This window comes from Desulfovibrio sp. JY, from assembly GCA_021730285.1.
Lineage (GTDB): Bacteria > Desulfobacterota > Desulfovibrionia > Desulfovibrionales > Desulfovibrionaceae > Solidesulfovibrio.
On the sequence record CP082962.1, the window covers coordinates 4,663,274 to 4,686,982 of the forward strand.

The window sequence follows — 23,709 nt, forward strand, 5'->3', positions numbered from 1 at the left end:
CCCCCCTTTGCAAGGAGCAGCTACGATGTATGGATGGGCTGGAAAGATATTGCGGGTGGACCTGAGCAACGGTTCCATCACCACGGAAGAGACCAAGAAGTACCTGGACTACACAGGGGGCCTCGGCTTCGGCTACAAGATCATCTTTGACGAGGCGCCCAAGGCGGGCCCCTTTGACCCGGAAAACCGGCTGGTCTTCGCCGTGGGTCCCCTGACCGGCACTTTGGCGCCCGGCACCTCACGGCCGGAAGTCATCAGCATTTCGCCGCACTCCTTCACGACGAAGTCCAAGCACTCCTTGGCGTCACGGAGCAACTTCGGCGGTTACTGGGGCGCGGAGCTGAAGTTTGCGGGCTACGACGCGATCATCGTCCAGGGCAAATCCCCCAAGCCGGTCTACATCAACATCAACAACGACAAGGTGACCATCGAGGACGCCGCGGCAGTGTGGGGCCTGGACGGCCTGGCCGCCCAGGAAGCCATCAAGAACGAACGGAAGGATCAAGATATCCAGATCGCCACCATCGGTCCCGCGGGCGAAAGGATGGTCCGCATCGCGCCCATCATCCACCGCCTCGGCAACGTGGCCAGACAAGGCGGCTTCGGGGCCGTCATGGGCTCCAAGAACCTCAAGGCCATTGCCGTGCGGGGCACCAATGGCGTCGAGGTGGCGGACAAGAAGGGCCTGATCGACTACGTCAAGAGTGTCCGCGAGTTCCAGCCGGCCCCCCTGGGCGCCACCCCGCTGTCCAAAGGTCCCCTGAGTTGGACCGGGAAGCATCTGGATCCGAAAGACATCAAGCATCAGGCCCAGCGCTTCAACCAGACCGAGAGCAATGCGCCCTGGCTGAACAAATACCACCTCAAGACCCAGTCCTGTTACTCCTGTCCCCAGGGCTGCTACACGTACATGAAGGTGCCCAAGATGGGCATTGGCGCGGTGAGCTGCACCCAGTGGTTCTACGCCTGGATGGGGAACAAGGACGAGGGCACCTTCCAGGCCAGCCAACTGGTCAACAAGCTGGGGCTGGACTCTTTCGAGATGTTCCCCATGATCCAGTTCATCTGGCACCTGCAGGACGAAAAAGTGGATGGCAAAAGCGTGCTCCGGCACATGTACGACCAGAAGCTGGTCAGCAAGAAGAACCTCGAGGTCCTGGAGGCCGCCCATTACCCTCGCGATGGCGGGAACCTGGGCTCCGCCGGCCTGGAGGGCATGTTGACGTTGATGGCCTATCGTGAGGATTTCATAGGCGACGCCCTGGGCGAGGGCTTCCGCCGGGCCATGGACATCATCTCGGACGAGTTTACGAAGCGCAAGATGCCCGAGGTCGCCAAGGCGGTCATGAAGTTCATAAAAATGGAAGGCATCATGGGCGGCGTTGTCGGCGGCAACGGCGGCTGGGGCATGTCCGCCCACTACGATCCCAGGACCTTCGGCTACTACTGGGCCGTGAACTTCGCCATGGAGAACAGCGATCCCATGCGCCACTCCATGACCAACCTGCTCGAATGGACAGGACTTGCCTTTGACCAGGCCATGCCCGTGGCCATCAAGCACTGGGGGAAGGACGTCGCGGAAAACGGGCTGAACGACATCCGCCGCAGCCGCGACATCCCCCTGACCTGGAACGGCGAAAAGTCGGCCAAGGCCTGCGCCTCGCTGAGCCAGTTCATTCATTATCGGGGCTGTATCAAGGACAGCATGACGGGCTGTGACTGGGTCTATCCCGTCATGGTCAGCGGCCGCGAAGACCGGGGCTATACCGGAGACACCTCGGTGGAGTACAAGCTCCTGGGGCTTGTCACCGGCGAAAAGATGACCCAGGACAGGCTCAACGAGCAGGCCGCCAGAACCTGGACGCTGCAACGGCTCCTGACGGTCCTGGAGTGGAACGACGGCAAGCCCGTGAACATGCGCGAGGAGCACGACCAGATCCCGGACCACTTCTTCGCGCCGACGGATACCCGGCTCCTGCCCACCTTCCCCCCGTCCGACCCGCCGCACCCGCCCCTGGTTCGCGAGAACTTCGAGGCCACCAAGACAGAGTACTACAAGCTCATGGGCTGGGACGTGGAAACCGGACTGCCGACCCGCAGCCTGCTCAAGAAGCTGCGCATGGACGACGTGCTCGCCTCCTTCGAGGCCCAGGCGTTCCAGTTGCCCGCCTAGTCGCCCATGATTCTTGAGCAACGCCGCCGGCCCTCGGGAACAGTGGCCCCCGACCGCCTGGAGACGCCAACCCTCCAGGCGGTCGGGACCACGCAAAACACAGGGTGGGTCGCGGCGACGCGGCCCGCCTGCCTGCTTGCATCATGAAAAAGATCATCCTCCTGACTCCTCCCGCGCTGCGGCTCATGAATCCGGTCACCTTCAGCGCGGACCTGCTGCCGCCAAAGACCTGGGTTCCCCTGGGCATCGCCTCCCTGGCCTCGTCCCTGCGCGCCTGCGGCTTCGACGTGGCGTTCCACGACCTGCACGACGACGACTGGCCCCTGGTCGAGGCCAGGCTGTCCGAAAGCGCCCCCGGCCTGGTGGGCATCAGCTGCTTCACCTTCGGCCGGGTCAACGCCATGCGCCTGGCCGCGCTGTCCAAAAGCCTCTTCCCGGAGGTGCCGGTGGTCATGGGCGGCCCCCACGCCACCTTCTTCCCGGACCAGGTGCTCGCTTCCGGCAACGTGGACGTGGTGGTCCTCGGCGAAGGAGAGATCACCATCGTGGAACTGGCCCAACGCCTGGGCCAGGGCAGGGACCTGAACGACGTCCGGGGCATCGCCTTTCGCAGCAACGGCCACGTGCGCCTGACCCCGGCCCGGGAGAGCGTCACCGACCTGGACGTGTTCCCCTTCCCGGCCTACGACGCCTTCGATCTGGCCGAATACAAGTCTCCGGAAATTCCGGAGCAATACCTGCCGCTTACGGGAACCCACGTCATGACCTCCAGGGGCTGCCCGTTCCACTGCGAATTCTGCTCGGTGAACAAGTTTTTCAGCGGCAAGTGGGCCGTCCGCTCGCCCGGCAACGTGGCCGACGAGCTGGAGAAGCTGGTGGCCGAGCGCGGGGTGCGGCACGTGTATTTTTCGGACGACCTGTTCTCCCTGAACCACCAGCGGACCATCGGCATCTGCCGGGAGATCCTGGACCGGAAGCTGGACCTCGTCTGGATGGCCGAGACCCGGGTGGACTGCGTCGACGAGGAGATGCTGGCCTGGATGCGCAAGGCCGGGTGCTACCGGGTCTACTACGGCGTGGAGTCCGGCAGCCCGCGCATCCTGAAGTCCATCAACAAAGGCTTCACCACGGAGCACGTGCGCCGGGCCTTCCGCATGACGCACCGGGCGGGCATGGAGCCCAGCTGTTTTCTCATGGTCGGCAACCCCGGCGAGACCCCGGACACCATCGACGAGACCATCGAGCTCATTCGGGAGATCCGGCCGGCCACGTCCCCCATCGTCGGCATCACCACCATCCTGCCGGGGACCAGGCAGTACGAACTGTCCAAGCGGCAGGGGCTCATCAGCGACGACTATTGGCGGTCGGACGAAGCGCCCCCGCTCTATACCGGCGAATACGACGTGGACGACCTGATCCAGCTGCAAATCCAGCTGACCCGGGGGATCTGCCCCGAGGTCTACGAGCAGATGTGCGCCATCGGCCTGGACGACGACTATTTCCGCCTGAGGCGCCTGCTGGGGAACCGGCATGACCGCAAGGTCTGAGCGCGGTTGCGGGCAGCGAAAAAATATGGGGCCCTGGGAGGAGTTGCCCAGGGCCCCGGGTTTTGACATCCCTGCCGGGAATCGCAGGAATGCTGGGACCTTTTATGCGGGCAGCTCGAAGCCCTTGGACTCGAAAGCCACGGCAACGTCCTTCATGCCCAGTTTCTCCAGGGTGGCGCGGCGGGGCAGGCCGGTTTCCGGATCCCAGCCCATGTACGTGTAGTAGATGGTCTTGGTCGCCTCGAAGTTCTTGCGATCCAGGGGCGGATGGGGCACCTCGGCCTCGGGATAGACCGGAAGCACCCTCCCCTCCACCGGGGCGAAGAAGTGTTCGGGCAACTGGTCGTGTTCCTTGCGCAGGTTCACGGGTTTGCCGCCGCCCCATTCCAGGGCCGTCAGCAGCCGGTGCATGTTCCAGATGCGCGCCGCACGCTCGTTGAGCCTGTCCTGGGTCATCTTCTCGCCGGTGACCAGTTCGAACATCTTGTATTCCACGGACACGTCGCCGGTATACGCCCTGTCCTTGCGGCCGCTGGTCATGATGGGGAAAACCCAGTCGCAGGCCGAGATGCTGTCCTTGATGCAGCCGCGCAGGTGGATGAAGCGGGTGATCGTGGCGTTGGCCGTGGCCGACTTGTCCCCGTTCCAGGTCAGCGGCGCGTCCCGGTCGCGCTTCAGGTCGCTTAAGCCGTTGACGGCCACCTCCTCGCCCCAGATGGTCTTGGCCACGGGCAGGGCCTGCTCGAAGCTGAGCCCGGTCCATTCCAGCAGGTTGGTCATGGCGTGGCGGTTGGGATCGCGGTTTTCCATGGCGAAGTTCACGGCCCAGTAGTAGCCGAAGGTTCTGGGATCGTAGTGGGCGGACATGCCCCAGCCGCCGTTGCCGCCGACCACGCCGCCCATGATACCTTCCATGTTTTCGAAGCGCATGACCGCCTTGGCCGCGGCGGGCAGGCCCAGGGAGTCGAACTTGGCGGCGACGATGTCCATGGCCCGGCGGAAGCCCTCGGCCAGGGCGTCGCCCAGAAACCCCTGGCGATAGGCGATCATGTTCATGAGGGTGACCAGGCCGTCCGCGCCGAGCTCGCCCTTGGGCGGATAGTGGCCCCTGGCCAGGCCGGCGGCGATTTCGGCCGTGACCAGCTTCTTGTCCTGCAGGTGCTGAAGCAGGCTCTTGCCGTCCACGGTCTCGTCCTGAAGGAACCAGACGAACTGGATCATGGGGAACATCTCGAAGGTGTCCACCCCCAGCTTGTTGGCCAGCTGGTTGGCCAGAAACGTGGCCTTGTCCCGGTTGCCGATCCAGGAATAAAACCACTGGGTGCAGCTCACCGCGCCGCCGCCCATGCCCGGCACGTTCATATAGGCGTAGCAGCCTTGCGGGCAGGCGTAGCAGGACTGCGGTTTGACGTGGTATGCCTCAAGCCAGGGCGCGCAGCTCTTGGTCTGGTCGAAGCGCAGGGCCTGCTTGTTGATGTTTTTGGGATCGATGTACTTTTCCGTCCAGCTCAACGGACCATGGGACAGGGGCGTGGACCCCAGCGGCCCGGGCTGGAACTCGCGCACGCTTTTGACGTATTTGACCAGCCCGTCCTTGTCGGCCACCTTGACCCCGCCCGTGCCGCGCACGGCGATGGCCTTGAGGTTTTTCGACCCCATCACCGCCCCGAATCCGCCTTGGCCGGCGGCGTTGCCGATGCGGTGGATCACCGGGGAGATGCGCACCAGCTTTTCGCCCGAGGGGCCGATGATCGCGATCTGCACCTTTTCATCGCCGAGCTTTGCCTTGATGGCGTCCTGGGCCGTAAAGGTGTCCTTGCCCCAGATGAAGGCCGCGTCATCCACGGTGACCTTGTCGTCGGCGATGTTGATGAAGACGGGCTTTGGCGCCTTGCCCTGGATGATGACGGCGTCGTAGCCGGCGAATTTGAGTTCCGCGCCCCAATAGCCGCCGAAACCGCTTCGGGAGACGAGCGGGTGCTTGGACTGGGGGGCATAGACGTGGGGCGAGACGCCGATGACCTCCGAGCGGCCGGTGGAGGGGGCCAGGGTTCCGGTCAGGGGGCCGACGGCGAAGACCAGCCGGCTGTCGGGACTGAAGGGATCGGCCAGGGGGGCCTCGTCGAAAATGACCTTGTAGCCGATGCCGATTCCCCCGGTATAGTCGAGATACTTGGCGGTCTCTTCCTTGGTGACCTTGCCGTTGCCGAGATCGACGCGCAGTATTGTTCCGGTCCATCCATTCATGATCGAGGCTCCTGCTGGGTAGTGTTCAACGCAGATCGACAAAGGTCAGGGCGTCGGCCGGGCAGTATTTGACGCATTGCGGATCGCCGCCGCACAAGTCGCACTTGGTGAAGATGTTTTTTTCCTTGTTCTCCACGATCATATCCCAGGGACAGGCGGCCATGCATTCGCCGCAGCCCGTGCACTTTTCGGGATCGATGACGCGGGCCCCGGTTTTGGGGTCCAGGGTCAGGGCATCGTAGCCGCAGGCCAGATAACAGTCGGCCATGTTGCACTGGCGGCAGACGTCGGCCATGACGACCAGCTTGGACAGCCTCTTGGTCGGATCGTAGTCCGTGTGGATGCGGCTTAAGGCCGGCTGGCACACGCCGTCATGCCCCAGGGAGCAGACGATCTCGCAGGTGCGGCAGCCCACGCATTGGGTGGGGTTTGTGGTCAGCCAGGCCTTGGAGTTGGGGAGCTGGTCCGGTGTGATGCCGCGATTGTAATGTTTCGGATTGAAATTTTTCGGCGCGGCCAGGACGTTGACGGCAACCGATCCGGCAACGACCTGCAACCCCAGAACCTTGAGCAATTTTCTGCGGCTTATGCCGCCTTCCTGCGGTGGCGTTGTTTCCGTGGCTGCGTCTGTTTGCGTCTCGCAACATGCCGTCTCCGGCGACGGACGCTGCAATAACTTGAAGATGTTCCTCCGCACGATGGCCTCCTGTGGCGTTTAGGCGTGTTGCATGCGTTTGTTGCATTGCCAAGAGCAAAAAGGAGGCCAGGAATAGGGCTTTTTCCACCCCGACGGCCGTGACCGCCGCGGCGCGGGAGGAGCCCCGCATGATCATTGGTTATTTTTAGCATGTAAAAAGAGACGGAAATGCGCCCACGGCAGTGACGGTCACGGCAGAATCAAAGATGCGTGTAAATCGGGTCACACTGACCCGAATGGCCAAATCGGAGCGGGTCAATGTGATATGATTGCCCGGCATTGACAGAAATGGGGTGAACAACTAGGCAAGATAAAAAGGATTCTCTAACGAGCGCCCGACGTCGTCGCTGCCTGGCCGCAGGCTGTCCGCGACGGCGGACGGGCAGGCGCGGACAGCCGCTTCAAGACCGGGAGCGCGATAACCATGGCCATTCACAAGTTCACCATTCCGGAAATCATTTTCGGCCGCGGCAGCTTCGACTATGCCGGCGTGTGCGCCAAACAGCTCGGGGCCTCGAAGATTTTCGTCGTGTCCGATCCGGGGGTGGAGGCGGCCGGCTGGGTGGACAGGCTTATGGATATCCTCAAGCGCGAGGGCCTGGAGTCCGTCTATTGTAACGACGTGGCCCAAAATCCCAAGGACTATCAGATCAAGAAGGGGGTGGCGCTGTACCGCCAAAGCGGCGCGGATGTGGTTCTGGCCCTGGGCGGGGGCAGCGTCATGGACGCGGCCAAGGGCATCGCCCTGGTGGCCAGCAACGGCGGGGAAATCAAGGACTACGAGGGGGCCAACCAGGTCAAGGATCCCCTGCCGCCCATGGTCTTCATCCCCTCGACCATGGGCAGCGAATCCAACATTTCCCAGTTCGCGGTGGTCACCGACGTGGCGCGGCGCATCAAGATGACCATCATCAGCCGGACCCTGGTCCCCAATATCTCCATCACCGATCCGAACCTGCTCGGCACGCTGAGCCGCGAACTGCTCCTGGCCCCCCTGTTCGACGCCCTGGCCCATGCGGTGGAGTCCTACCTGTCGCCCCTGGCCAATCCCCTGACCGAGGTGCAAAGCTTAAAGGGGCTCGACCTGCTCTGGCGTCACAGCCGGCCGGCCCTGGCGACCCTGTCCCTCGATGAGCTGGAGCAACTGACCGTGGCCGGACTGTCCTCCGGCATCGCCTTCACCAACGCCAGCGTGGGGTTGGGACACGCCCTGGCCCATGCCCTTGGCGGCATGTACGACGTGGTGCACGGCGTTTCCCACGCCCTGCTCCTGCCGAGCGTCATGCGGTACAATCAGCCGGAATGCGAGGCGAAGATGGCCGTGATTGGGCGCATCCTCCTCGGCGAGCGCCTGGAGAGCGACGCGGCCACGGCCGAGGCCGGCATAGCGGCCCTGGAGCGGTTCCGCGAGGAAATCGGCCTGCCGACCCGGTTGCGCGAGGTTCTGCCCGACAACACCATGCTGCCCAAGATGAGCCGCAACGCCGCCAACGACATCTGCCTGCTCACCAATCCCCGGCCGGCCGCCTGGAAGGACATCCTCAACATCTACTATGGAGCATGGTGATGACGCGCAACGCCAAGCTCGCGGACATCAGCGGCATCGAAACCGTCAAGCTGGGCTTTTTCAAGGAGGTCCAGCGCAAGATCCGCGAACTCGAGGCCTCCAACCAGGAACTGGAACAGAAGCGCCGGGACATTCAAACCATCCTGGACGGCATCCCCGACGTCATGGCCGTGATTTCCCAGGATAAAAAGATACTGTCGGTCAACAAGTCCTTTGACGACACCTATCCGGGGCTCGCGCCGGCAGGCCTGACCTGCCACAAGATCTTCAAGGGCCAGGATGCGCCCTGCTCGCCGTGCTCCATCGATCTGGCCATGGAAAGCCCGACCCGGGTTTCGCGCAGCTTGCAGATTTTAAACCGCAACGGCGAAAACCGGCAAATCGAGTGCACGGCCTCGGTGATGTGCGGCAGCGAAAACAAGCCGGACCGGATATTGCTGCTGCAGCGCGACGTCACCCTGGAAAAGCAGTTTCAGGCCAAATATTTCCTGGCCGAACGCATGGCCACGGTGGGCGTTTTGGCCGAGGGCGTGGCTCACGAGATCAACAACCCCCTCACCAGCATCAGCGGTTTCGCCGAGACACTGGTCCTGCGTCTGGCGGAACTGGAGGCCCTGGTTCCCGAAAGCGAGGAGGCGTCGGCCATTCTCGAGGACTTTCACGAGTTTCTGGACACCATTGTCATGGAATGCAGCCGCTGCTCGGGCATTGTCCAAAACCTCCTGACCTTTGGCCACCGGGAGGTCAGGAGGCTGACCACCGTCAACCTCAATGACCTCGTGGCCAATTGCCTCAAGCTGCTCGGCCCAAGGCTCAGCCGGCTGCCCAGGGACATCATCGCCCTGGAGATGGGGGGGGAGGACGATCCCGTGGTGCTTGGCCATCCCGGGGAGCTCATGCAGGTCATGCTCAATCTCGTGGGCAATGCCCTGTATGCCGTGGAGACATCGGGCAAGATCAGGATCAGGACCGTGGTCAGGGACAACCTCGTGGTGCTCGAAGTGGCCGACACCGGAGCCGGCATCGCGCCGGAGCACATCGGCAAGCTCTTCGAACCCTTTTTCACCACCAAGCCTCCGGGCCAGGGCATCGGCATCGGCCTGTCCACCTGTTACAATATCATCCGCAAGCACGGTGGGGAGATCAGCGTGGAAAGCGAATTGGGCAAGGGCGCCATCTTCGAAGTCATCCTGCCCTACCTGTCGCAATAGGCCGCAAGCATGTATAAAACCGGAGCCATCAATTTGCTGGTGGTCGATGACGAACCGTCCATCCGTCGTCTGGCCCAAAAAGCCCTGGCCGCGCCCGACCGGGTGGTGACCACGGCCGAGTCGGCCGAAAAGGCCATACGCCTCACCCGTGAGCAGGATTTCGACGTCGTCCTCCTGGACATACGTCTGCCCGACAGTAACGGCCTTGGCCTGCTCGAACGTTTCCGGGAGCGTCTCCCCGGTGTGGAGGTGATCATGATCACCGCCTATGCCGATGTGGCGAGCGCGGTCGAGGCCATGAAGATGGGGGCCTACGACTACATCACCAAGCCGTTTTCCCTGGAACGAATCAAGTTGGTGATCGAGAAGGCCTACCAGCGTTCCGTGCTGCAACGGGAAAACCGGATTTTGCGCCGGACGGGGACGCAAAGGCCCGACTGCAAGCTCGTTGGCCATTCCCTGGCCATCAAACAGATCCTGTTTCTCGTCAGCAAGGTGGCGCCGACCCGGACCCCGGTCCTCATCACCGGCGAATCCGGCGTGGGCAAGGATGTGGTGGCCCACAACATCCACAACCAGAGCGCCTGCGCGGACAGGCCGCTGGTCATCAAGAACTGCGGCACCTTCAACAAGGAGCTGTTGCGCAGCGAGCTTTTCGGCTACCGCAAGGGGGCTTTCACGGGGGCGACCGAATCCCGGGAGGGCCTGCTGGCCCTGGCCAACAACGGAACGCTTTTCCTGGACGAGGTCGGCGAGCTGTCCCTGGAACTCCAGTCCATGCTGCTGCGTCTTTTGGAGTCCCAGACCTACCGGCGGGTGGGCGAGACCGAAGAGCGCAAGGTCAACATCCGTTTTCTCTTCGCCACCAACCGCGACTTGGCCACGGAGGTGGAGGCCGGGCGCTTCCACGAGGCCCTCTTCCACCGGCTGAACATCTTTCGCATCGATGTCCCGCCGCTGCGCGAGAGGAAAGAGGATATTCCGAGCCTCATCGCCCATTTTCTCGGCCACATTTATCCCGACCGACCGCCCTACAAGATCACGCCCACGGCCGAAGCCTGCTTTCAGTCCTACGACTGGCCGGGCAACGTCCGCGAACTGCGAAACGTCATCGAGCGGGCCATCATTTTATCCGAGAACGACCTGATCACCCCGGGCAACCTGCCCCAGGACATTGTCAGGTCCTTTGACGGCTCCGCGGCGGAGGGGATCTTCCCGACCCTGGAGCAAAGCGAACGCCAGCTCATCATGCGCGTGCTCAACCATGTGAAATCAAACCGGACCGTGGCCGCCAAGATGCTCGGTATCGGCCGCAAGACACTGTATCGCAAGATGTGCAAGTTCAAGCTGCCGCAATAGGTCCTGTGGGATGGGGAGAATTCCCGAATTCGGAAGCAGGGAGCACGCTTGCCCTGCCCTACCCTCTGCGGCAGAACGGAAAGCCCCCACAGCCAGACAGGGACTGCGGGGGCCACTTCTTTCGGCGTATGCTCTTATCGATTTATCGGTGCGCCAAATCCCGTTCCGTCCTGCGGCATCGGCTCCGTTCCATCCCCAAAGCCGAGCATGAGGCAAACCCGTCCGGGCTCTCGCGGCGGCACGACAAGGCGCTGTAGCGCTGTTTCGGGTTCCAAACCCGTTGCCCACTCGTTTATGTCTGCCCCAGGACCTTTGCCAGGGCCTTGGCAAAGGCTTCCATGGCCTGTTCCCGAGCCAGGGAGATGCGAATCCAGTTGGGGTAGCGAAAGCCGGTCATGGTGCGCACCATCACGCCCTCGCGCATGAGCTTGCGGTAGAGCAGCGTATCGGAGAGCGGCGTGCGGACCATGATGAAGTTGCCTGCCCCGCTCACGTATTCCAGCCCCAGGGCGTCGAACCGGTCGCGCAGATAGCCCTTGGCCGCGTCCACCATGCGGCGGGTGGCGGCGATGTGGCCGGCGTCGTCGGCCAGGGCCGCCGTGGCCGCGATCTGGCCCAGGATGTTCACCGAATAGGCGATGTGGGTGCGCCGCGCGAAATCCACCGCTGCCGGAGGGCCGCACAGGTAGCCGACCCGGAAGCCGGCCAGACCGTACATTTTGGAGAAGGTGCGAAAGACCAGGACGTTGTCGTGGCGCTCCATGACGTCCATGGCGTCGGGGAAGTCCGGATCGTCCAGGAATTCGCGGTAGGCCTCGTCGAGCACCACCAGGGCCCGGCCGTCGAGGGCGGCCAGAAAGCGCCCCAGGGTGGCCCGGTTCCACCAGGAGCCGGTCGGGTTGTTGGGATTGCACACGAAGACGACCCTGGTGCGCTCCGTGACGGCCGCCAGCATGGCCTCGGGGGACAGGGCCTGATGCTTGAGCGGCACAAGCCGGGCTTCGACCCCGGAAAATCTCGCCACCCACTCGTACACGGCAAAGGTCTTGTCGGCGGTGACAATGGCGTCGCCCGGTCCGCAAAAAGCCCGGATGACGGAGCTTATGACCTCGCAGGAACCGTTGCCGACCAGGAATTGTTCCGGGGATTTGCCAAACTTCGCGGCCAGGGCCTGGCGCAGGTCGTAGGCGTCGCCGCTGGGGTAGATGGCTCCCCGCTCGGGTGGGAAGGAAGCGAGGGCATCCCGGGCCAAGGGGGGCGGTCCCAGGGCGTTTTCGTTGTTGTTGAGGCGAAAAAGGTGGGTCACGCCGAACTGGCGCATGAGAACCGGATCGGGCCGGCTGGGCACGTAGCGTTCGAAGGACCGGACGTAGTCCGGGACGCGGTCAAGCAAGCCGCTCATGCTGCCAGACGACCTTGTCCGCCTGTCCTCCCTGGGGAAGGACGACCGTCGGCGCGAAGCCGGCCTGGAGCAGGTCGCCGGCCAGCGCCGCCTCCCAGGGGACGGCCAGGTCCATGTAGTAGAGGATGGTGCCGATGCCCTGGCGGCGGAAGGCCGCCACATGGGCCGCCAAATTCGCGGTCATATCCTCGCCGTCGAGAAACGGGACCAGTTCGGCGAAATTGCGCACCCGATCATAGGTGGCGCCAAGCAGTGAATCCCGACGGGGGCGACCCGCCGGAGCGTCCACGGGCAGGATGTCCCGGGGCAGGGCCAGCCTATCATAGGTCTGACGCAGGAAGTCTTCCAGTTGCGGCGCGCACCAGACCGCCAGGCCGTTATCCTCGCGCAGATGGCGAAAGACGACCGGATGGTGTTCCAATCGGCCGTCCATGAAGGATTGCAGGGAGCCCAGTGTCTCGAAAGACGCCTCGGGGAGATCGGACGTGGCCCGGAAACTAAGCACGATGCTGTACGACTCGCGGGCCACCGTCTCCAGAAAGCCGTCGACCAGAAGCCGGGCCACGTTGGCGGCTTCTTCGGGGGGGACAAAGACGAAGGGCCCGGAAAAATAGAGGCCCTGCTCGCTGCACGGACTCCAGGCCAGCAGACCGGCCGTTTGTCCCTTGGCGTCGCAGGCCAGAACGCAAGTCGCCTGCCCATCGGCGACCATGTCCGGGAACTTGCCGGGCGTGCGGAAGCTGCTTGGGCATTGCCAGGGCGGGTAGACGGCGCTGGCCAGGGCGGCGGCCTGAGTGAGCTGGGCCGAATCACGGCCCGGACGAATCGTGTAGGGTGGGCGCAAGCCCTCGGGAAGATGGACCGCAGCCGCCTCCGGGTAGGCCCTGTCCACCTCGGCTTCGAGGAGGAAGCAATCCGCGCCCTTGTGCTTGAGATGGAACCGGTCAGCGGCCTTGCCGGCCAGCAACAACCCCATCTCCTCGGCAGAGGCGTCGAGTGCTCCGGTCCTGGCGCGGGAAGTGCTGTTGAGCGCGCCCAGGGAAAGGTTCGCCGCCTGGAAGGCGACCGAGGCGCGCAGCTGGTGCCGTTTGCCGGTAAGGCCGATGGCGAGCGGCCGGTTGTCCGCGGCGAGTCCGGCGAGGTACAGACAAAATTCCTCGACGGTCAGCTGGAAACGGTACCGTTCCCTCCGGCCGAAACCCGCGCGTTCCGCCAGGACGTCAGCCAGGCCGGCCACGGGACAGGCAAAAACGGTTTGCGCCGGAATCTCCAGCGACACGCAGACGTCATCGGACATACGAAACTCCCGGCAACAGGCGTGATAGACCGCTACCCGCGTCCTGCCCCGGCAGAATATCGGATTCCCCCGGGCGCGGCAAACCGACTATGCCGGCGGGATATGTTACGCTCGACGTTCTCTCGCCCATGGCTTACGAAAAATGGGCGTCCGTGCGTCATGGGAGATCACGGCAAACCACCCCGCAAAATCGGAAAACGCCGCGCACGGGGCGCGACGCCAACAGGGCGCAAGCCGTACATGCGGACTTGCCGCAGTCGAAACGAGGTCGCCATGCATAATATGCCAGCGCATCCCGTACTCCAGTACCGATGGGCGGTGCGGGAGCGTCGAGACGGGAAGGTCCTTGTCTATTACGGCCTGCGTAATCCGCCCCACCACCAGGAAACGGTTCTGCCCGTACCGGATATGCTTGCCGAGCCCCTGGCCGGGCTCGATGGTTCGGCTGCCCTGGACCGTCTGCCCGAGACCGTGCACGAAAGCGAGGACTTCCGGCGGCTGGTCGCGCAGGGGATCGTGGTGGACAAACAGGATCAGCGGCAGCCCTCCACGGCCGAGCACAAGCGGACCTGCACGCGATGCGTGGCCGACGACCACTTGCTGCCGGGGCTGGAATTCGATGCCCGGGGCGTGTGCGCCTTCTGCCAGTGCTACGAGCAGGCCGAGCAAACGGGAGGTTCCGCCGGGCCGCGCAATGCGGTGGATGAGGCCACGTTGCTGTCGATCGCCGCAGGCAACAAAGACTCCCGCTTCGACGTCATGGTCCTTTGCACCGGCGGCAAGGATTCCACCTATCTGCTGTGGTATCTGTCGAAACAACTCGGGCTGCGCGTCCTGGCCGCGTCCTGGAACATGCCCTATACCAACGACACCTGCCGCAGGAACATCCGCCGTGCCCTTGAGCTGCTGCCGGATGTCGAACTGGTGGAACGGACCCTGCCGGTCAATGCCATCCGGGACGCCATGCGCGCCCAGTTCGGCCGGGTGGGACTGCCGTGCCTCTGCCCTGTCGTGGCCCATGTCCTTTTCTTCCCGCTCGCCGCCGAAGAGCGGATCCCGGTGGTCATGCAGGGGGTCGAGGAAGTCCAGCTCGCGGTCATGAGTTATGTCATGCGCAACCTGCAAGGAGGCAAGGGGCCATCCCGGCCGGCCCCCCTGTCCATTCGCGAGCAGACCCTCCAATTCCTGGGCATGGCGGCCAGCGCGCCCGAACCGCCCGATCCGTTTTCCCTGGTAGCGGATTACCTCTGCTACCAGCGTTCCGTGCGCAAGAGCCTTGACCCGATCTACGGACCGCTTGACCGCTTTCTTACGCGGGCCAGGGAGGACACCTCCGCGTTCGTGCCGCAATTCCTCCGCTTGAAGACGAATACGCTGTACGGCTCCTGGCGCGCGGCGACGGAGTTGATGCAAAAGGAAATGGACTGGAAGATGCCCCCGGGCCAGAAGGGATTGCTGCACACCAGCTGCCGCATCGAAAAGGTCAAGGACTACTGCCAGTACATGCGCTTTCGCAACATGCGCTCCACCGCCTTTCCGCAATCCATCGTGGAAGTGAGCGCCGGGGTCTTCTTCGGGCTGCTCTCCCGTGAGGAGGCGTTGCGGGAGGTGGAGGAGCTCGGCTACCACCGCGAGCCGGAAGTCCTGGCCGAGTTGCTCGGCGACCTCGGCATAAGCGATGCGGATCGCCGTAGCCATGGCGAAACCGTCTACTCCCTTTGCGACAGCGCGTCGGGATGCCGGGGATGCGCATGACCGCGGACTTTTTAAACCGATCGCTCCCCATCTTCACCGAGGATGGTTTGGCGGTTTTGCGCGACAAGGTGGTCGCCCTGGCCGGCCTTGGCGGCGTGGGCGGCGGCGCGTTCCTGGCCCTGGTCCGCTGCGGGGTGACGCATTTTCGGCTGGCGGAAAACGGCGTTTTCGACCCGCCGGACATGAACCGGCAGGCCGGGGCGTTCGGCCAGACCATGGGCCGCCCCAAGCTCGACGTGTATGTGGAGCTGGCCCGGTCCATCAATCCCGACCTGGAGATCGAATGCTTTCCGGCAGGGATCACCGGGGACAACCTCGAAGGGTTCCTGGCGGGCGCCAACGTGTATGTCGGCGTCATCGATGTGGAAAAAGGCAACGACGTCAAGGCCATGACCCCTCCCCTGCTCGAAAAACACAACCTCCCCATGTTCACCTGCGGGGCCATCGGCTTCGGCGCCCTGCTGGTGGCCCATGAGCCCGGCGGCATGATGCCGGAGGAATTCTGGCGGCTGGTGCAGGAGCGGTCCGCTGGCAGTCGGGGCCTGCTGCCGTCGTTTCTGGGCGACTTGTTCGATCGTCCGGTCATGGAGCGCATCGCCGAGGGCCGGGTCTCCGGCACCTTGCCCACGACGGCCATCGGCGCTCTGGCGGCGAACACGCTGCTCGCCTGCGAAGTCCTCGTCTCTCTGCTGCGGGGAACCGGCCTGGTGGACCGGGAGCCGGTCTTTGCCCCGCGATTCACCGTGGTGGATTTTTGCAGCCAGAAACTGGTGGTGGGCGATGTGCGTCTTGGAAAATGACCAGAAGGAGCGCTGCGGATGGGCCGAGAGGAATTGATTCGGAAACTCCAGGAATGCCGCCGGGAGATCGAGCCCGACCAGGAGATCACGATAGAGCTTTTTCGTCCCGAGGATGCTCTGGGCGTCGCCCTGGCCTATTATGAGACCTACGGCGACACATTCCCGCTGGAGCATGTCTACGACCCCGAGGAAATCGTCCGTCGCAATGCCACGGACGACCAATACACCGTGGTCGCCCGGACGCCGCGCGGCGAGGTGGTCGGGCTGTTCGGGCTGTTCCGCCACGCCCCCAATCCCGGCGTGTACGAAGCCGGCCAGCTCATGGTCCTTAAAAGTTATCGGAAAAGGCACATCAGTACGGAATTCAGCCTGGTGGCCCATGACAGACTGCCCAAGCAACTGCGGATACCCGTGGTCTTTCTTGAGGCCGTGAGCAACCATACGGTTTCCCAGCTTATCGTTCTCCCCAGGGGCCTGGTGTTTACCGGACTCGAGGTCGAGTGCATGCCGTCCGGCGGCCAGGCCAAGGCGGACGATGCGTCCCACAAGATCTCGCTTTTTTTGATGTTCAAGTTGTTCGAAAAGCCCTCCTGCGACGTGTATTTGCCCGAGCCATACCGGACGTTTTGCGAGACGCTGTATGCGGAACTGGCGCTCCCCCGGGTGTTTTCTCCTGCGTCGGCGCTCACCGGAGAAACCGTGGCGAGCCCTTTCTTCATCCAGGAGACAGGCTTGCTACGTCTGACCGTCACCCGGGCCGGCAGGGATTTCGACGCGGTTGTTGCCGCGGCCGAAGCCAAGGCCGGGCCACGAGGCGTGCTCCAGATATACCTGAACCTTGGCGACGGAGCCGCGCCCCGGGCCGTGGCGGTACTGCGCGACAGGGGGTACTTTCTGGCCGGTTTGCTGCCGTACTGGTTCGGCGCGGACGGTCTGCTCATGCAGAAGGTCGGCCGGGTACCGGACTGGGACGCCATCCAATGCGTTGACCGCAACGCCGCCGCCATACGCGACATGGTCCGCGAGGACTTCGAACGCGCCAAGCGCAGGGAGCACGGGTCTGCCTGATCCAGCGAGTGTCCGAGAGGGACCCCGAGGGGGATAACCTCGGGCTGAAGAATCGCCCCGGATGGCTAACCTCCGGACACCCGCCAGGGACCCGGCCTGAACGGAAAGCCCCCACAGCCAGACAAGGACTGCGGGGGCCACTTCTTTCGGCGTATGCTCTTATCGATTTATCGGTGCGCCAAATCCCGTTCCGTCCTGCGGCATCGGCTCCGTTCCATCCCCAAAGCCGAGCATGAGGCCAAGGCCGAGCCCAAGGCCCGTGCCATCGCCCAGCTGACAGATGCCGCTGCCGCCTGCCCCTGCACTGCCGGCGAATTGTCCCTGGGGATTGCCTGCATTGAAGCCAAAACCATTTTGTGCAAAGGCGGTTGTGGACAGGGATACGAAACAACACATCGCGACGACGACCATCATTTTCTTCAACATGGGTTTCTCCTTTTCTCTACTTAGAGAGATATACGGAGGGCGACGTGAATTGGTCACTTTTGTTCCGCATTTTTACCTCAATATTTTTTTGAAGCACAACGGTTAATTGCGGCCGCCGCCGCCGCCACCGCCGCCACCGCCACCGCCACCACCGGAACCGCCGCCACCGCCGCCGCCGGAACCACCTCCGCCGCCGCCACCGGAACCACCTCCGCCGCCACCACCGGAACCACCGCCTCCTCCGCCGCCGCCACTCCCCCCTGAGCCGCCTCCGGAACCACTCCCACCGGATCCACCGCCGCGGCTTCCGCCTGAACCGCTCCTCTGACCCGACCCTTTGCCCGAACCGGTGCTTGTGCCGACGGACTTGCCTTGGGCGCTCCCCGTGCCTGACGCCGCCTCGGAGGATGCCAGGCCCAACGCCTGACGCGCCTGTGAAAGGCTCATATCTCCCGTGATCACCTTGGCCGCATCTTCCGCCACCAAGGCATCGGGATTGCCGCCCTGTTTCGCATCGCGAACGAACCTGGCGATATCCAAAAGCGCGGCGGGAAAATCCCTGGCTTCAAGCACCTGGGCAACCAGACTGTTCGCCAGGGCGAGAGGGAGTCCGGCCTGGCGTACCGCCGCCATGAATTCCGCGGTCAAAACGACCTGCTGCGCCGTATGATCGGGGTGCGAGAGACAGATCTCGATATCGCCCCGCGAAAGCCCCATGCGTAACGTCTGGGCCAGACGTTCGTTCAAAGCGGCTGTCACGCCAGGACGGTTTGCCAGTTGGCGCTGGGCAAAGGCGAAATCCTCGAGCTGGTTCCGTACGGCCTCCTCGATGCGGGAAATCGGGACATGCTTGGCCAGCCCCTCTTCAATCTTGTCTATCACGAAGGCCGTATTGCCGCCCGAGGCCGAAACCTTGCCCCCGATCATAAGAAAAGCCGCCGTATCGGATTCGCTTAACCCGAAACGGTAGCCAAACCCCAAGACGCGATCGATCGCGACCTGCGAGAGGCCGGCGGTCCTCGCGGCCTCCATCGCTACGACAAGTCCCGCGCGATTTTCCGACAAGCCCGTGGAGGGCCAGAGACAGGTCATGGCAAGGACAAATCCCGCGAGCAAAACATTAAAGCGGACGAACATGACGTCCCCCTGCCTGTTGCCGGCTGTTGTCATCCTCAATGATAAGGACAGAATTGGTATGGCCAAACCCGTCGTCTTCCTGAAGCAAGGCGCTGGAATCCGGCTTCAGGATCGTGCCGTCCACAAGGAAGGCATACACATACCGCCCGGCCGGCAAGTGAACCGTCAGTGTAAAGACATCGCCTCCCGGGGCCTTGTGCATGACGTGACGCCCAGGCATCCAGTCATTGAAGGAGCCGATCACGGCCACGTGCCGCGCGCCGGGGATACGCGCCACAAAAGTGACGTCCTTTGCCTGCAGGGCGTCGCTGCCGGCAAGTCGCCATCCGGTCGATTCCGACGCGACGCCCTGCACAAACGACGAAGGGGGTTGCGACGCATGCCGCATAAGCGGGCCTGTCGACCAGAGCAGCATGGCCACGGCCAAAGCGGCCACGCCGCCAATGGCGACGCCCCGGATGGCGGCGCGACGCGACAACCGCTGCACCCATCTCCAGCTTCGGCGCGAAAGAGACGGTTTCTTGGGCCCGATGCGGGCCATGATCTGCGGCAAAAGCCGTTCCGGGACTTCCGGGCGCGGCAGGCCGCCAATGGCGCCGGCCAAGCGTTGCGCATCCCGCGCCGATTGTTCCTCATGTTTCCTGTTCATGCTTCTTGCCCGCCTATGGGAACCACAAACATTGCGCGCAATCGTTCAAGCCCCCGGGAAATGCGCATTTTGACGGCGCTCACCGATATTTTCAGGGCGTCCGCGATATCCTGAATGGACAACCCCTCCTGGTAGCGCAGGATCAACACTTCCCTGGTCTCCAGGCCGAGAGCGTCCATTGCGGCGAAAAGCTTTTCACTATCAATTTTATCGATCAGAGCATCATCCGCTGTTTCATCCTGTATGTTCTCCATGAAACCATCATGGAACGCCGATGCCGGTATTTCCACGCGCCCCTGCCTGCGGAGATGGTCGCGCGCGATATTGAGACTGAGCGTGTAAAGCCAGGGAAAAAACCGCGCCCCGACCTTGAATTTTTCGAGTTTTTCGTAAGCCACGACAAAGGCTTCCTGGGTCAGGTCGCTGGCATCTTCGGGATTGCGGCACATGCGCGACATGAGCCCGTGAATCGGCGACTGGTAACGACGAACCAGCACGGCGTATGCGGCAGCCTCCCCGTCGAGGATGTCTTCGATAAGCTGTGTCTCGTCGTCGTAGTTCATAAATTGCCTGGGGCTCTTTTATCCTTATACGTTTGCCGGAGGTTTTTTGTCACAAGGATCACGCAAATAATTTGCCAGGAATGCACCAACGTAACGGCGACCGCCAAGGGGAGGGCAAAAAGAAAGCCCCGGGGGGAGGCCCGAGGCTTATGAAGGAGGATGATCCACATTTAGAACTTCGCCAGCAATACTGTCGCCACGAAGGGGCGGGCGGTTACACGTGCGCAGGCACTGGGGAGCGCGCTGTGGCGCGGCGCCTGGAACGATTCCAGCGCGGCGCGGCCGCCCCCACCGCCCGCACCGGCGATCAGCATATGTTTTTCGCGCATCGTGCGCGCCTCACAGGCTGTCCACCACGCCGCCATCAACACGCAAGGCGGCTCCGGTGGTGGCGGAAGCCTGCCTGGAGCAGACATAGACGATCAGGTTGGCAACTTCCTCAACGTTCGCCATCCTCTGGATAATCGAGGACGGCCGTTGGGCCATGACAAAGGCCTTGCCGACTTCGTCCAACGAAAGGCCGGTCCTCTCGGTCTCGTCCTGGAGCATGGCGGCAACGCCTTCGGACAGGGTCGGCCCCGGGAGCACCGAATTGACAGTAACACCGGTGCCGGCCATGCGTTTCGCCAGCCCGCGCGCGACGGCGGTGCAGGCGGTCTTCGTCATGCCGTAATGCACCATGTCCGCCGGGATGTTGAAGGCCGATTCCGAGGAGAGAAAGACGACGCGGCCCCAGCCCCTGGCCTGCATCCCCGGCAGATAGGCGCGCGACAAGCGAACGCCCGACATGACGTTGACCTCGAAGAAACGGAGCCATTCGCTGTCGGGCGTCTCGAAGAAATCCCGAGGGCCAAAGATGCCGACGTTGTTGACCAGGATATCGCAGTCCGGTTGTGCCGCGACCAGTTCGTCGCAGCCTTTCGCCGTGCCCAGATCGCCGGCGAAGCCGAGGACATGGGCGCTGCGCACTGCCGCCTTTATCGCCGCTATCGCGGCGTCCACATCCTGCTGTTGACGACCGTTGACCAGCACGGTAGCGCCGCATGCCGCCAGCCCTTTCGCCGTCGCCAGCCCGATACCCTTGGTCGAACCGGTTATGATGGCGGTCTTGCCGCTCAGATCGATCTTCATTGTATTCTCCTGTGTTCAAGCGATCCGTCCGCCGCCGTCAACGTTGACGACGAGGCCATTTACTGGAGCCATTCCCGGGCACCGTGTCTGCCCCTCTCGACGGACCGTGGCCATTTTCCCAGGTAGGCTTTTTATCGGAGAAAGCAACTAAGGCCATACGCTCCCGTTACCATCGGTGTACGACGTACGCGACGGGTGGACCTGGCATTGCGCCCCCCCGGCAAAGCCGGGGGGGCGCAAGCGTGAACCGCTCGACGCGGCTTACGCTTGGAGCCGCCTCAAGGCGGCTATTTCGTGACCAGCTTTACCTGCTTAAGCCGCTGGTCTTCTTGCTCCTGCCGGCGGGTGTATTCTCGGATTACAACGCCTTACACACAGCGATCTCCTTTTTTCCCTTCACTCTTTTTCTGACCCGACTGTTGCGGTGCGCAACGGAGTTGGTGGTCAAAGCCCCTGCCGGACTGCTTCAAGAGCGTTGAAGACGGTCGCAGTTCCGGGCGAATTTTGGAAATGCCCTGGCGCTGGTCTGGGTACGGTGGTAGGGTCGGGACTATCAAGAAGTATCGAGGGCGGCGCTGGAAACGGACTGGCGCGCGGCCAAGGCCCAAGAGGGTTACGGCGGCGCCGTTTCGGTTGGCATGCAACGCACCGACGGAAAGGAACATTTCGCAGGGAATGGCATCTCTGACGGGAATGTGTCTTTTTGTCATGCGCGCAAATCTGTGGGGCGGAAAAATTGGTGAACGGCTCCCGCCTCGAATGGAGGATTAGCCATACAGGGCGATGCCGGCTTGGTTCAAGCAAGGAAAAGGCTGGTGGGGATTTATGGCCCGCATGCAACCGCGATAAAACGTACTGAAGGAGGCTGTTCCATGAACCAACAGACGACGCCGAAGCTTTTCACCAATGGCAACATCTATCAGGACGCCACCCACCGTGTGGAAAACATTCTCATACAGGACGGCTTGGTCGCGGCCGTCAACGCCAATCCGTCCGAACACAAAGACGTTGAAGTCGTCGATCTTGCCGGCGCCGCTGTGTACCCTGGTTTTTGCGACAGCCATGTCCACCTGGTCGAATCGGCGCTCATGTTCAGCGGCGCGGACCTGCGCGGCAAGGATACCCCGGAAAAGATCGCCCAGGGCGTGGCCGAGGCCATGGCCCGCCATCCGGGCGACGCGCCTTTTTTTGGCGGGGCCTTCACGGTGACGGACTACGACGCCTGGTCCCTGGCCGACCTGGCCAGGCTGGATGCCGTCACCGGCGACCGCATCGTCCTTATCGTCGACGACCTCGGCCATAACATGCTCGCCAATTCCGCGGCCATGGCCAAGGCCGGCATCACCGCGGCCACGCCGGTGCCCTCCGGCGGCAAGGTTGTCGTCCAGGACGGCAAGCCCACGGGCATGCTGCGCGAAGAAGCCATGACGCTGGCCGGAAACCCGCTCCTCCCGCTTTTCACCGAAGCGATCATTCTTCCCGGAACCCTTCAATTCATGAATGCCTGGGCCGCGATGGGGTATACGGCCATCGTGGACCTCATGGGCGCGCCCATTGGCCGCGTCAACCATCCGGACATGTGCCGGGAGATGGAGCGAAAAGGCATCCTGCCGCTGCGCGTCAATTACAACTACACCTTCTTCGGGTTGGATGATCTCGAAGGCGGGCTCGAGGAGCAAGGCAAGGACACCGACCTCGTCCGTTTCATCGGCAACAAGCTTTTCATCGACGGCGCGTATACCGCCGGCCAGGCCTGGACCACCTGGGCAAACGCCAAAGGCGGCCACGGACTGCATACGGTCGCCGCCGACGATTCCATGGGCAAAACCCAGAATATCAACCGCATCATCGCCCGCCTGGAGGAAGTCGGACTCAACTGCCATTACCACATCCAGGGGGACAAGGCCCTGGACGTGACCCTGGACGCCCTGGCGGCCGCGGCAGCCCAAAACGGCGGGCTGCGCTGCGTGCACACGCTCATTCACCTGGCCTTTCCCCGCCCCGATCAAATGAAGCGCATCACGACGTTTGGCGGCAAGGTCGTCGCAACCATGCAGCCGGGCTTCTGGCAGGCCGAGGCAGGGCTGGAGCGCTACTACGGCGATGCGAACAATGCGTCGTATCCCGTCAAGGAAATGATCGAGGCCGGCGTGTCGGTTGGCATGAGCACCGATTTCGGCGTCTCTCCCCTGGAGTTGAGCGCGCCGACGAAGATCATGAACATCGCCATGGTCGGCGGCGGGGCCTCCCGCACACCGCTTGCCATGCAGGACGTCATTACCGGGTTGTCCCAGGGCAGCGCCGCCACCACGGGGAGAAACGATTGCGGCGCGCTGTACCCAGGGAAAAAGGCCGACATGGTGGTCTATGCCAAGGACCTGTTCGCCATGCCGCCGTCGGAACTGACCAGGGACAACCCCAAGGTCCTGGCGACCTGGATCAGCGGCCGCAAGGTGTTCGACTCCAGCGTGAGCCAAGACAAGAAATAGCGGGGAGCGTCACTTGTTGCGGGGCGAGGGACGATGGACAGGCCGTCGCCCCGCAAGGGAATCAGTCTTTCGCAGCGCCCTGCAAGGCGCGAGAAAGAAAGAAGGTTCGCCCTGGGGCCTGCCTGCACCAAGCCTTCCGGCAAGGACAAGGCCCCGCGCCACGCAGCGGACCAGGACCAGGTCGGCGGCTC

19 protein-coding genes are annotated in these 23,709 nt (G+C 63.2%); 9 read left to right on the forward strand and 10 right to left on the reverse strand.

The genetic code is table 11. The features are described from left to right. The first annotated feature begins 25 nt into the window (after positions 1-25). Both K9F62_20940 and K9F62_20945 read left to right on the forward strand, forming a co-directional pair. Positions 26-2,173 carry an aldehyde:ferredoxin oxidoreductase gene (locus tag K9F62_20940; protein ID UJX41112.1) on the forward strand — a complete coding sequence of 716 codons (2,148 nt, stop codon included), beginning with the start codon at positions 26-28 and terminating at the stop codon, positions 2,171-2,173. 143 nt (positions 2,174-2,316) lie between these two features. Further along, a complete protein-coding gene (locus K9F62_20945; GenBank protein ID UJX41113.1) occupies positions 2,317-3,720 on the forward strand; it encodes a B12-binding domain-containing radical SAM protein in 1,404 nt (467 codons plus the stop codon). A gap of 102 nt (positions 3,721-3,822) precedes the next feature. On the opposite strand, the gene K9F62_20950 is transcribed toward K9F62_20945, so the two are convergent. Both K9F62_20950 and K9F62_20955 read right to left on the reverse strand, forming a co-directional pair. After that, entirely contained in the window at positions 3,823-5,967 is a 2,145-nt protein-coding gene (locus K9F62_20950; GenBank protein ID UJX41114.1) for an aldehyde:ferredoxin oxidoreductase, read from the reverse strand. Positions 5,968-5,992: 25 nt separating this feature from the next. Then, positions 5,993-6,640 carry a 4Fe-4S dicluster domain-containing protein gene (locus K9F62_20955; GenBank protein UJX43274.1) on the reverse strand — a complete coding sequence of 216 codons (648 nt, stop codon included), beginning with the start codon at positions 6,638-6,640 and terminating at the stop codon, positions 5,993-5,995. Between the two features lie 448 nt (positions 6,641-7,088). On the opposite strand from K9F62_20955, the gene K9F62_20960 reads away from it, so the two are divergent. The 3 genes from K9F62_20960 to K9F62_20970 are packed head-to-tail and all read left to right on the forward strand — an operon-like array spanning position 7,089 to position 10,801. Further along, positions 7,089-8,231, forward strand: coding sequence for an iron-containing alcohol dehydrogenase (locus K9F62_20960; protein UJX41115.1), 1,143 nt, complete (start codon positions 7,089-7,091; stop codon positions 8,229-8,231). Next, positions 8,231-9,442, forward strand: a complete 1,212-nt coding sequence (locus K9F62_20965) for a PAS domain-containing protein (protein UJX41116.1) — start codon at positions 8,231-8,233, stop codon at positions 9,440-9,442. The genes K9F62_20960 and K9F62_20965 overlap by 1 nt, the downstream gene beginning before the upstream one ends. Before the next feature lie 9 nt (positions 9,443-9,451). Further along, positions 9,452-10,801, forward strand: a complete 1,350-nt coding sequence (locus K9F62_20970) for a sigma-54 dependent transcriptional regulator (protein UJX41117.1) — start codon at positions 9,452-9,454, stop codon at positions 10,799-10,801. A gap of 292 nt (positions 10,802-11,093) precedes the next feature. On the opposite strand, the gene hisC is transcribed toward K9F62_20970, so the two are convergent. Both hisC and K9F62_20980 read right to left on the reverse strand, forming a co-directional pair. Beyond that, the gene (gene hisC, locus K9F62_20975) at positions 11,094-12,203 is read right to left on the reverse strand and encodes a histidinol-phosphate transaminase (GenBank protein UJX41118.1); all 1,110 of its coding nucleotides are present in this window, start codon (positions 12,201-12,203) and stop codon (positions 11,094-11,096) included. Further along, entirely contained in the window at positions 12,187-13,500 is a 1,314-nt protein-coding gene (locus tag K9F62_20980; GenBank protein UJX41119.1) for a hypothetical protein, read from the reverse strand. The genes hisC and K9F62_20980 overlap by 17 nt, the downstream gene beginning before the upstream one ends. Before the next feature lie 282 nt (positions 13,501-13,782). On the opposite strand from K9F62_20980, the gene K9F62_20985 reads away from it, so the two are divergent. Genes K9F62_20985 through K9F62_20995 form a run of 3 tightly spaced genes read left to right on the forward strand, consistent with a single transcriptional unit; the run spans position 13,783 to position 17,123 of the window. Continuing rightward, entirely contained in the window at positions 13,783-15,255 is a 1,473-nt protein-coding gene (locus K9F62_20985) for a hypothetical protein (protein ID UJX43275.1), read from the forward strand. Further along, positions 15,252-16,055, forward strand: a complete 804-nt coding sequence (locus K9F62_20990) for a ThiF family adenylyltransferase (GenBank protein UJX43276.1) — start codon at positions 15,252-15,254, stop codon at positions 16,053-16,055. The genes K9F62_20985 and K9F62_20990 overlap by 4 nt, the downstream gene beginning before the upstream one ends. A gap of 18 nt (positions 16,056-16,073) precedes the next feature. Further along, positions 16,074-17,123 carry a GNAT family N-acetyltransferase gene (locus K9F62_20995; GenBank protein ID UJX41120.1) on the forward strand — a complete coding sequence of 350 codons (1,050 nt, stop codon included), beginning with the start codon at positions 16,074-16,076 and terminating at the stop codon, positions 17,121-17,123. Positions 17,124-17,282: 159 nt separating this feature from the next. Here the strand turns inward: K9F62_20995 and K9F62_21000 are convergent, their stop codons facing one another. The 6 genes from K9F62_21000 to K9F62_21025 form a co-directional block, all read right to left on the reverse strand. Continuing rightward, positions 17,283-17,549, reverse strand: a complete 267-nt coding sequence (locus tag K9F62_21000) for a hypothetical protein (GenBank protein ID UJX43281.1) — start codon at positions 17,547-17,549, stop codon at positions 17,283-17,285. Positions 17,550-17,651: 102 nt separating this feature from the next. Further along, a complete protein-coding gene (locus K9F62_21005; protein ID UJX41121.1) occupies positions 17,652-18,686 on the reverse strand; it encodes a hypothetical protein in 1,035 nt (344 codons plus the stop codon). Then, on the reverse strand, positions 18,670-19,335 hold the full coding sequence (locus tag K9F62_21010) for a glycoside hydrolase family 13 (GenBank protein UJX41122.1): 666 nt from the start codon (positions 19,333-19,335) through the stop codon (positions 18,670-18,672). The genes K9F62_21005 and K9F62_21010 overlap by 17 nt, the downstream gene beginning before the upstream one ends. Then, on the reverse strand, positions 19,332-19,898 hold the full coding sequence (locus tag K9F62_21015; protein ID UJX41123.1) for a sigma-70 family RNA polymerase sigma factor: 567 nt from the start codon (positions 19,896-19,898) through the stop codon (positions 19,332-19,334). Before K9F62_21015 ends, K9F62_21010 begins: the two co-directional genes overlap by 4 nt. A gap of 170 nt (positions 19,899-20,068) precedes the next feature. Further along, on the reverse strand, positions 20,069-20,227 hold the full coding sequence (locus K9F62_21020) for a hypothetical protein (protein ID UJX41124.1): 159 nt from the start codon (positions 20,225-20,227) through the stop codon (positions 20,069-20,071). Positions 20,228-20,237: 10 nt separating this feature from the next. Next, the gene (locus K9F62_21025; protein UJX41125.1) at positions 20,238-21,029 is read right to left on the reverse strand and encodes an SDR family oxidoreductase; all 792 of its coding nucleotides are present in this window, start codon (positions 21,027-21,029) and stop codon (positions 20,238-20,240) included. Positions 21,030-21,901: 872 nt separating this feature from the next. Between K9F62_21025 and K9F62_21030 the strand changes: the two genes are divergently transcribed. After that, positions 21,902-23,518, forward strand: coding sequence for an amidohydrolase family protein (locus K9F62_21030; protein UJX41126.1), 1,617 nt, complete (start codon positions 21,902-21,904; stop codon positions 23,516-23,518). The last annotated feature ends 191 nt before the right edge of the window (positions 23,519-23,709 follow it).